The following is a 9,390-nucleotide window of genomic DNA, read 5'->3' on the forward strand; positions in this document are numbered from 1 at the left end:
ATGCGGGCGGGCGTTTTGTTGTGCTAGCGCTTCATCAGCCCAAGTCGGCTCGCGCCGACATAGAGCGCGAGCACGGCTGCGTTCGAGACGTTGAGACTCTTGATCTCGCCGGGCATGTCGAGCCGGGCCACGACGCTGCAGGTCTCGCGAGTCAATTGCCTGAGGCCCTTGCCTTCGGCTCCCAGCACCAATGCTAGTGGCTGGCGCAAGGCGACGTCGCTGATGTCCTCGCTGCCTTCGCTGTCGAGGCCGACGGTCTGGAAGCCGCGCTCGTTCAGCGCCGTCAGCGCACGGGCGAGGTTTTGCACCGTGACCATCGGGACCAGCTCGAGCGCGCCCGAAGCGGCCTTGGCCAGAACGCCGGTCGCTTCCGGACTGTGCCGCGCCGTGGTGACGATCGCCTTCACCGCGAACGCCGCGGCGGAACGCAGGATGGCGCCGACATTGTGGGGATCGGTGATCTGGTCGAGCACCAGCACCATGCCTTCCTGCGCCAGGGTCTCGATGTCGGGCGAGGGCAGGGGATCGGCCTCGGCCAGGAGGCCCTGGTGCACCGCGTCGGGCGACAGCAGCCGGTCGATCTCCTGCGGCCGCACGATCTCTGGCGGCACGCGGGTTTCGATGTTTTCTTCCGCTAGACGCCTTGCGGCGTTCTCGGTCAGCGTCAGCTTGCGGATCCGGCGCCGAGGGTTGGCCAGGGCCATGGTGACGGTGTGCCAGCCGTAGAGAATGACGGGGCCGTCACCTTGCGAATCGCGGTCGCGCCAAGCCGGGCGTCCGGCCGCTTTTCCGGGCCTGTTGAATGGCTTAGCTCCGCCGCGAGCCCCCTTGGGGCCGAATTTTCGATCCTTCATGGGCTCGCTTCTGTCACGGGTTCCGGAATATGGCAATTTCGATGCCGGCGAGGGCGATTTTAGCTGCTTGCCTCGGTTGACTTTGCCCCACCGCATCGCCCATAAACGCGCCCGGTCGCGCCCCGATCCGGGTTGTCGCGGCCTTCACGTTCCATGGCCGTCTTCGGTCCGCCGGCAAGGTCCGGCCCGATTGTGCTGCCGTCGAGCGGGGGAGTGTCCCGAGTGGCAAAGGGAGCTGACTGTAAATCAGCCGCCTCATGGCTTCGCAGGTTCGAGTCCTGCCTCCCCCACCAGCCTTCGCTCGCTTCGCGAGCTTCGGCTTGGCAAGCCAGCAATAGGTGTTCGTGGCGCGAAGTGAGCGAAGGCTGTCACGCCGTAGCCCGCAGGGCGTAGGCGGACCGAGACGGTCTCAAAAGCACGCTACCCCATCATCTCCCGCACCATCGGCACCACCTTCCGCCCATAGAGCTCGATGCTCCGCATCAGCTTCTCATGCGACAAAGCTCCCGCCGAGTACTTCAACTGAAACCGTGAAATGCCGAGCGCCTTCGCCGTCTTCGCGATCTTCCGCGCCACCGTTTCCGGCGAGCCGACATAGAGCGAGCCATGTTCGGCCTCGCTGACGAACTCGTCGCGTCCCATCGGCGGCCAGCCGCGTTCCTTGCCGATGCGGTCGCGCATGGCCTTATAGTCGGGCCATAGCTCCTCGCGCGCCTGCGCATCGGTCTCGGCGACGTAGCCCGGCGAATGCACGCCGATCGGCTGGGCCGGGCGGCCGAATTCCTTGAATGCGCGATGATAGAGCTCGACGTAAGGCGCAAAGCGCGAGGGATCGCCGCCGATGATGGCGAGCATCAAGGGCAGATCGTAATGCGCGGCGCGCACCACCGATTGCGGGCTGCCACCAACGCCCATCCAGGTCTTGAGCGTGCCGTTCTCGACCGGCGGATAGACCAGCTGGTCCCGCAGCGGCGGGCGCAGCTTGCCTTCCCAGCTCACCGGCTGCTGCGACAAGAGCGCGGCGAACAAATCGAGCTTCTCCTCGAACAGCTCCTCATATTTGCGCAGGTCGAAGCCGAACAGCGGAAAGGATTCGGTGAACGAGCCGCGGCCGAGGATCACCTCGGCGCGACCATTTGATAGCGCATCCAGCGTGGCAAAGCGCTGGAACACGCGGATCGGATCGTCCGAGGAGAGCACCGTCACGGCCGAGCCGAGATGGATGTGCTTCGTGCGCGATGCGATCGCCGCGAGCACCGTCTCGGGCGAGGAAATCGCGAAGTCAGCCCGGTGGTGTTCGCCAAGGCCAATGAAGTCGAGGCCGAGCTCGTCGGCCAGCACGGCTTCGTCCACGATGTTGCGGATCACCTGCGCATGCGGGAGCATGGCGCCGGACGCATCTCTCGTGACGTCGCCAAAGGTATCCAGTCCGAATTCAAGCGGTGCGGTCATCGATCAGGTCTCTGTGGGAGGATCGGCCAAATCTAAGGGACCGCGGCCCGGTCACAAGCGCACGGGCGGAATTGCTCGGTTTCCGTTTGTGGATACTATTGCGCGATCCGCACCACCATCTTGCCCAGCGCAGAGCGCGCCTGCATCGTCTTGAATGCCTCGCGAAAATTCTCGAGGGCGAAGACCTGGCCGACCACGGGCTTCAGCTGGCCGTCGGTGAGCCAGCCCGTCAATTGTGACATCAGGCGCTTCTGCACGTCGGGCTCGCGCGTTGGAATCTGCGCAAGGTCGACGCCGAGCAGGGCGCCGCCTTTCAGCAGCGGCAGATTGAATGGCAGCGCGGGGATGGTGCCGGCGGCAAACCCGACCACGAGATGACGGCCGCGCCAAGCGATGGAGCGAAAGGCCTGCACCGAAATATCGCCGCCCACGGGGTCGAAGATTACGTCGGCGCCGTGTCCTTCGGTCAAGTCCCTCAACGTGTCGCGCCAGCCGGCCTGCGTGTAGTCGATCACGGCGTCGGCGCCGTGCGCCAGCGCGAACTCGCGCTTGTCCGGCGTCGATGCGGCTGCGATCACGCGGGCGCCGAGCAGCTTGCCGATCTGGACGGCAGCGATTCCCGTGCCGCCAGCCGCGCCAAGCACGAGAAGTTGTTCGCCTGCGCAGAGCGAGGCGCGTGCACTGAGCGCATAGAGCGCGGTGAGATAATTGGCGCGAAACGAGGCGGCGACCTCGGGCGCGACGCCGTCTGGCAGGGGATGGAGCGCTGCGGGGCTGACGACGATCTGCTCGGCAAGCGCGCCCGAGCGCGTCATCCCCATCACGCGCATGCCGGGGTGATAACCGCCGGGTGCGCCGGGCGCGTCCGTCACCACGCCCGCGAACTCGGTCCCGGGAATGAAGGGCAGGGGGTCCTTGGTCTGGTAGCGTCCTTCGATCTTCAAGCCGTCGACGAAGCCGATCCCGGCAGCTTCCACCCGGATGCGTAGCTGCCCAGGCTCGACTACCGGGCGAGGGACCTCCTTCAACTCGATCTGATCGATGGGGGCGTATTGCTCGACGACAACGGCTTTCATGTCGAACCTCTGCTGTTCCAGCTATCCTGACAGGTCCCGCGACCAGCCTCTTGCGTCTACCGCCACATCCCGCGCATCTTCGCGCCGATGTCGATCTTCGGCCCCTGCGCCGCGGTGCGCGCTTTGCCCGCAGCGGCTTTTGGCCAGGCGGTGCGCTCGAACAGGTGGACCAACTGCTCCGGGATGAAGCGGGTGCGCGAGGCGTAGACGTGGCGGTCGCCTTTGGCGGCCTGGCCGTGGACGAAGAAGCGCTGTGGTACGACCAGGTGGAGATCGTCCTTGGCACGGGTCATCGCGACATAGAGCAGGCGGCGCTCCTCCTCGAGCTCGGCGCTGGTGCCGGCGCCGAGATCGGACGGCATGCAGCCGTCGACGACGTTGAGCACGAACACCGATTTCCATTCCTGGCCCTTGGCGGAATGGATGGTGGAGAGGATCAGGTAGTCCTCATCGCGCAGGGGTGGTCCGGATTTGTCGCTGGTCGCATCCGGCGGATCGAGCGTGAGCTCGGTCAGGAATTTCTCGCGGCTGACATAGCCGCTCGCGATCTGCTCGAGCTGCATCAGATCGGCGCGGCGCGTCTCGGAATCCTCATGGATGCGATCGAGATGCGGCTCGTACCAGAGCCGCACGCGTTCGAGGTCGACCGGCCATTCCGAATAGCGCAGATTTTCGACCGTGCGGACGAAGTCGGTCCAGTCGTCGCCGGTGCGCGCCGGCACCGGGAGCCGGCCGAGCACGGCGAGCGGATCGGTGCTCTCCGCCATCCCGTCGAGCACGCGCTGCGCGGTCGCGGGGCCGATGCCCGGCAACAGATGCAGTATGCGAAAGCCGGCGACGCGGTCGCGCGGATTTTCGACAAAGCGCAACAGGGCCAGTACGTCCTTGACGTGTGCGGCGTCGAGGAATTTCAGCCCGCCGAACTTGACGAAGGGAATGTTGCGGCGGGTGAGCTCGATCTCCAGCGGACCCGAATGCGAGGAGGTGCGGAACAGCACCGCCTGTTTCTTGAGCAGCGCGCCTTGCTCGCGGTTCGCCAGCACCGCTTCGACGATGTAGCGCGCCTGGTCGGCCTCGTCGTGCACGGTGACGAGCTGCGGCTTCTGCCCGGAGGTGCGGTCGGTCCAGAGGTTTTTCGTGAAGCGCTCGCGGGCGAGGCCGATGACGCCGTTCGCCGCCGCCAGCACCGCCTGCGTCGAGCGGTAGTTGCGGTCGAGCGTGATCATCTCGGCGCGCGGCGAAAAGCTCTGCGGAAAGTCCAGGATGTTGCGCACGGTGGCGGCGCGGAACGAATAGATCGACTGGGCATCGTCGCCGACCACGGTGAGGCCGCGCCCGTCGGGCTTGAGCGCCAGCAGGATCGAGGATTGCAGACGGTTGGTGTCCTGATATTCGTCGACCAGCACGTGATCGAAGCGGCCGCCGATCTCTTCCGCGATCAGCGCATCGCTCATCATCTGCGACCAGTAGAGCAGCAGATCGTCGTAATCGAGCACGTGCTGGGCCTGCTTGGCCTCGACGTAAGCGGCAAACAGGCCCTTCAGCTCGGCCGCCCAGCCGCTGCACCAGGGATAGTGCACTCCCAGCACCTTCTCGATCTCCATCTCGGCATTGACGCAGCGGGAATAGATCGACAGGCAGGTGCCCTTGGCCGGAAAGCGGGACTCCGTCTTCGACAATCCGCGCTCGTGCCGCACCAGGTTCATCAGGTCGGCAGAGTCCTCGCGGTCGTGGATGGTGAAGGCGGGATCGAGGCCGATCCGCTCGGCATATTCGCGCAGGAGCCGCGCGCCGATGCCGTGGAAGGTGCCGGCCCAGGTGAGGGCATCGCGCATGATCGCGGCGTTGGTCTCGCCGAGCACCTTTCGGGAGATGCGCTCGACGCGGCCGGCCATCTCCGCCGCAGCGCGGCGCGAAAAGGTCATCAGCAGGATGCGGCGGGGATCGCTGCCAGCGACGATCAGATGCGCAACGCGGTGGGCCAGCGTGTTGGTCTTGCCGGAGCCTGCGCCGGCGATGACGAGCAGGGGGCCGCCCACGGTCGAGCCCTCGGCCACGCCATGCTCCACGGCGCGGCGCTGCTCCGCATTGAGCGTGTCCAGATATGTCGCCACGAATCGCCCCGGTGAAAGGGTGAGAGTCGGCGATCCCGGCGCAAATCGCAATGCAGCTGGACGGGGGCGAGTTTAGGATTTAGGGGAAGACGGTCCAAGGTTCCACCCCGAGAACGTGCTCCCGACATGACCGAGCTCAAGCCCGACCAGTTCGAGATGCGGCGGCTGGAATCGCTCAGCAACACCATTTTCGGTGTCGGCATGACGCTTCTCGCCTATGATCTGCCCAAGGCCGCAGTGTTCACCAGCGCGCCGGACTGGAACGATCTTGCCCGGGTCTATTCGGGCAAGCTGATAGGCTTTGCGCTCAGCTTCATCATCGCCGGCGTGTTCTGGATCAGCCATCACCGCCGGCTGGCGCGCCAGCCGGTCGGCAGCCGCGGCGACGTGATCCTCAACCTGTTCTTTCTGCTCTCGATCGTGCTGCTGCCGGTCACCAACGGCCTCTACACCAATTACGGCATGAGCAGTGCCGTCGCCGTGCTCTACGGCCTGCATTTGACCGCGATCGCCGGCCTCAACGCCTGGCTGTGGTGGACGATCCTCGGCGGCTGGCGCAACGAAATCATGGCCTCGCTGTTTCCGCTGCTGGTGTTCATTCCGGGCACGATCGTTGCGGCCTTCGCGCCGCAGGTCGCACCCTTCCTGTGGTTCATCGCTTTCGGCGGCATCGTGATCCAACGCTTCCTTCCCAAGCGGACCGGGCCGGGCGCGTAGGACTCATCCGGATGTCGCGCCGAACCCATCGGCTGGCACGTAAAGCTTGACCGGGCGGATTTCGTAGACCGCCGTCGGATTGACGGCACGCAGCTTTCGGGCCGCCGCGATCGCCTCATTCTCGGTGGCGCATTCCATAAGGTGGAAGCCCAGAAGCTGTTCCTTGGTCTCGGCAAACGGCCCGTCCAGCACCATTCCCGCGCCGGGGCCCCGCAAGGTGCGGGCCTTTCGGGTCTCATCCAGACGGGCCGCCGGCCCAAACTGCCCGCTTGCCCGAAGGGGCGCCTGAACCTCGATGACTTTGGCGACGACCGCGGCGTCCTGCTCCGGCGTCCAGGACAAGACTTCGTCTTCCACGTGATAGGCCAGGATGGCGTACAGCATCGTCACCTCGTTTCCTTTCTGCGCAAGTCCCAAGGACGTGGCACGGCAGCCTGTGCCGACAATTCCGAAGCAAAATATTGCGTGGCCGGCAAGCGGCGAAACGGTCCTGAAACCCGATTGCGGCCTTGCCATGTGAACGCCGCCGGAACTGGTCGCGACTGATGGACCACAAACGACAAGCTTTTTGCTGGAGGCGGCAATGTCGGGTCACACCATCAAGATCATCTGCGACGCGCGGCGGGCGGGACAGTCGGAGCCGGCCGACCTGCATGACCAGGCCGGCCATCACCGCTACTATGGAACTTCGGCCGAGAACGGCGGCGAGCGGATCGCGGAGAGCCGGCGCGGCAAACGGCCGCGCGCGCTGAACATCTGCGGCGTCTGAGCCCCCCTCGACGAGCCGGTCGTTCAAAATGAACGTCCTGCAAATATCGATCGCGGCGATGCCGTTCCTGCTCGCACTGATGAGCCGGACCGGAAAGGCCATCGCGCCGTGTCTTCGGATGAGCCTCTTCACGATGCTGCTTGGCGGGGAGCCGCACCGCGCCGTCGTGGCCTGGTGCTTCGGCCTGCTGATCGCCGCCGTCGCGCTGCGCGAGCGGCTTCGCGCCGGCTGACCCGGCGTTCCGGCTACAAGGACATCGCAAGGAAAAGGCGCGGCGGGGAGGCCCCGTCGCGCCCGATTTCTTGCTCGCTGGTCCAGGGCTGAGAGCGCCCCGATGCCAAGCCTTTAGTCAAGGCTCAGCGGGCGATCCCAGCGAGGTGACAGCGCTTGGGATAAGACACTGGATCACCTCCTTTCGTTGGTTTCGGGAAACATCAATATAGGCAGCCTTGCCGTCGCTGTTAAGGGGAGACGGGTCCGGAGGAACCGGGCCGGCCCGCAAAGTCTGTGAGAGCCGGGAAAGCGACCTCCTCGGCAGTTGAGACCGCCGCCCGGCCGTGTTAGGGAGCCCGTCATGCGGGTGTAGCTCAATGGTAGAGCAGCAGCCTTCCAAGCTGAATACGAGGGTTCGATTCCCTTCACCCGCTCCAGTGTTTTCAATCACTTGCGGTGCTCCAAACGCTTCATTCGGACAAGCGGGCTGGTGCTCATTCGGACACATGTCCGGCTTTCGTTCGCACGGCCCGTCGCTTCTTGGTGCCGGTGGCGATCTGCTTCGTGGTGCGCTTGACGTACTTCGGCAGCACCTTGACCGTAGTGTGCCTACTCTGCGCCAGGATCTCGCGGTCGGTTAGCTCAGCGTCACCGGTCTCGGTTAAACCGCCATGCCGGAACGATGCGAATGACAGTTCCTCGCGCAGGTCGGCAGCACGGATGATCTCTTTCGTCTTCCGCGACATATGGGTGAAGTCCGGCATGTCCGGCTTCGGCCAAGTCGGCCACGGTCCGCGTTCACCCCAATCCCTGCGCAACATCAGCCCGCCGATCCGATTACGCTTGATGGCGTCGAGCTCGGTCATCAGCTCGGGATAGAGAGCAGCGCCGGCTTCGTCGAAGAGTGGAATCCAGCTCTCTGCGCGGGTCTTTTCGTCGACCACCCGCACCATGTTCGGATGCTCTTTCGGCCGGTAGTGCGAGACATCGAACGTTGCGAAGATGTCGGTTTCGCGCTGTAGCCATTCCCACGCGATCAACGCGGCCGTTGCCAGCGACGACAGGCCCAACTCAGCGGCCTTCGTGCGGAACGACACCAACTCCTCGTAAGTCGCGGTCGGGGTCTCTCGGGTCGAGCCCTGCAGACCCATTTTAGCGAAGGGATTGACCAGCGGCACCTTGCCCGGATTGCGTCGCGCGCAGACGTTCCAGGCGCGTCGACAGCTCTTCATTGCATGGTTGACCGTCGTGCGGCGCTCTCGCTCAACCACCACGCCATCTTTGCCGGCCACCTTGAGCACCAGCAACTTTTCATAGAGATCGTCCGCGATGGCGGTGTCGATCGCGGTCAGGCGCTTCTCGCCAAGGCGCTTGCCATCCTTCAAGATGTAGCCGCCGACCAGTTTGAAGCCCGTCTCGTGCAGACGCTTCATCTTACCGCTAAGCTTGGTGTAGCGGCGGTCGCTGCGGTACTCGGCGAACATCCAGTCCAGCGTCCCGAACGCGACGGTGGCCGGCGACTCGACGAGCGAGCTGTCGCCCTTGCGCCATGCGTCAAACGCCGGCAGGAGCACCTTCTCGGCGCGCCCAACCGCGGCAGCGTAGTCGGTGCCGAGGGGGCTGTTCTCGACGGCACAGCCGGCCTTCCTGGCCCAGCGCGGGACATGGAAGTAGTACGCCCAGACACCAGCGCGAAGCGGCTTGCGCTCGACATAGCGCGGCAACGGCAGGGCGGAGCGGGGAGGACTCATAGCAGCGCCCGGAGCTCGGCCGACGTCTCCTCGCCGGCGGAATGGCTCTTATCCGGCTGGCCGGCGATCACGACAATCTTGCCGTCACGATCGATCTCGAACCGATTGACGCTCAACCCTGCGTCCGCCGCCTCCTTGAGCGCCTTGGCGAGGACGCCATTCTTGAACGTCTGGCTGCCGCGGGACATCAGTCGAACAGTCTCCATTGGGCGCTCGGCCGGCCAAGCCACAAGCGCGTCGTGGTCCGCTAATTCGCGAAACCGAGGCCCAATGAAAGCGGGTATCTGTTTCGCACTTACCCGTTGGCCACGGGGTTGAAGTCGCCATTGAACTCAAAGTGAAACAATGGCGAGGCAATGGCAGAATAGCTTGGAGCTCCGAGGAGCCGCTTCTGGACGGGATTTCATCGAACCATCGATGGAAGCGCAAGGTGGCCCGGATGGC

General features: G+C 64.9%; 10 protein-coding genes and 2 tRNA genes. 5 read left to right on the top strand and 7 right to left on the bottom strand.

Annotation, left to right across the window (positions count from 1 at the left end):
- Window positions 1-23 precede the first annotated feature (23 nt).
- Window positions 24-854, bottom strand: a complete 831-nt coding sequence (rlmB, locus tag EHH60_RS00285; RefSeq protein WP_199751239.1) for a 23S rRNA (guanosine(2251)-2'-O)-methyltransferase RlmB — start codon at window positions 852-854, stop codon at window positions 24-26.
- A gap of 207 nt (window positions 855-1,061) precedes the next feature.
- On the opposite strand from rlmB, the gene EHH60_RS00290 reads away from it, so the two are divergent.
- Window positions 1,062-1,147 (top strand) — tRNA-Tyr (locus EHH60_RS00290).
- Between the two features lie 127 nt (window positions 1,148-1,274).
- On the opposite strand, the gene EHH60_RS00295 is transcribed toward EHH60_RS00290, so the two are convergent.
- From EHH60_RS00295 to EHH60_RS00305, 3 genes are all read right to left on the bottom strand, one after another.
- Window positions 1,275-2,306, bottom strand: a complete 1,032-nt coding sequence (locus EHH60_RS00295; RefSeq protein ID WP_124157549.1) for an LLM class flavin-dependent oxidoreductase — start codon at window positions 2,304-2,306, stop codon at window positions 1,275-1,277.
- A gap of 95 nt (window positions 2,307-2,401) precedes the next feature.
- Entirely contained in the window at window positions 2,402-3,382 is a 981-nt protein-coding gene (locus tag EHH60_RS00300; RefSeq protein ID WP_124157550.1) for an NADPH:quinone oxidoreductase family protein, read from the bottom strand.
- A 56-nt stretch (window positions 3,383-3,438) separates the two neighbouring features.
- A complete protein-coding gene (locus EHH60_RS00305) occupies window positions 3,439-5,496 on the bottom strand; it encodes an ATP-dependent helicase (RefSeq protein ID WP_124157551.1) in 2,058 nt (685 codons plus the stop codon).
- Window positions 5,497-5,622: 126 nt separating this feature from the next.
- Between EHH60_RS00305 and EHH60_RS00310 the strand changes: the two genes are divergently transcribed.
- A complete protein-coding gene (locus tag EHH60_RS00310; protein ID WP_124157552.1) occupies window positions 5,623-6,213 on the top strand; it encodes a TMEM175 family protein in 591 nt (196 codons plus the stop codon).
- A 3-nt stretch (window positions 6,214-6,216) separates the two neighbouring features.
- Here the strand turns inward: EHH60_RS00310 and EHH60_RS00315 are convergent, their stop codons facing one another.
- The gene (locus EHH60_RS00315; RefSeq protein ID WP_124157553.1) at window positions 6,217-6,597 is read right to left on the bottom strand and encodes a YciI family protein; all 381 of its coding nucleotides are present in this window, start codon (window positions 6,595-6,597) and stop codon (window positions 6,217-6,219) included.
- Between the two features lie 199 nt (window positions 6,598-6,796).
- On the opposite strand from EHH60_RS00315, the gene EHH60_RS00320 reads away from it, so the two are divergent.
- From EHH60_RS00320 to EHH60_RS00330, 3 genes are all read left to right on the top strand, one after another.
- Window positions 6,797-6,982, top strand: coding sequence for a hypothetical protein (locus tag EHH60_RS00320; RefSeq protein ID WP_124157554.1), 186 nt, complete (start codon window positions 6,797-6,799; stop codon window positions 6,980-6,982).
- A 28-nt stretch (window positions 6,983-7,010) separates the two neighbouring features.
- Window positions 7,011-7,214, top strand: a complete 204-nt coding sequence (locus EHH60_RS00325) for a hypothetical protein (protein ID WP_124157555.1) — start codon at window positions 7,011-7,013, stop codon at window positions 7,212-7,214.
- Window positions 7,215-7,558: 344 nt separating this feature from the next.
- A tRNA-Gly gene (locus tag EHH60_RS00330) sits at window positions 7,559-7,632 on the top strand.
- Window positions 7,633-7,689: 57 nt separating this feature from the next.
- On the opposite strand, the gene EHH60_RS00335 is transcribed toward EHH60_RS00330, so the two are convergent.
- Window positions 7,690-8,946, bottom strand: coding sequence for a site-specific integrase (locus EHH60_RS00335; protein WP_124157556.1), 1,257 nt, complete (start codon window positions 8,944-8,946; stop codon window positions 7,690-7,692).
- Window positions 8,943-9,152 carry a hypothetical protein gene (locus tag EHH60_RS00340; RefSeq protein WP_124157557.1) on the bottom strand — a complete coding sequence of 70 codons (210 nt, stop codon included), beginning with the start codon at window positions 9,150-9,152 and terminating at the stop codon, window positions 8,943-8,945. Before EHH60_RS00340 ends, EHH60_RS00335 begins: the two co-directional genes overlap by 4 nt.
- Window positions 9,153-9,390 lie beyond the last annotated feature (238 nt).

Source organism: Bradyrhizobium sp. RP6 (assembly GCF_003837805.1).
Classification (GTDB): Bacteria; Pseudomonadota; Alphaproteobacteria; order Rhizobiales; family Xanthobacteraceae; genus Bradyrhizobium.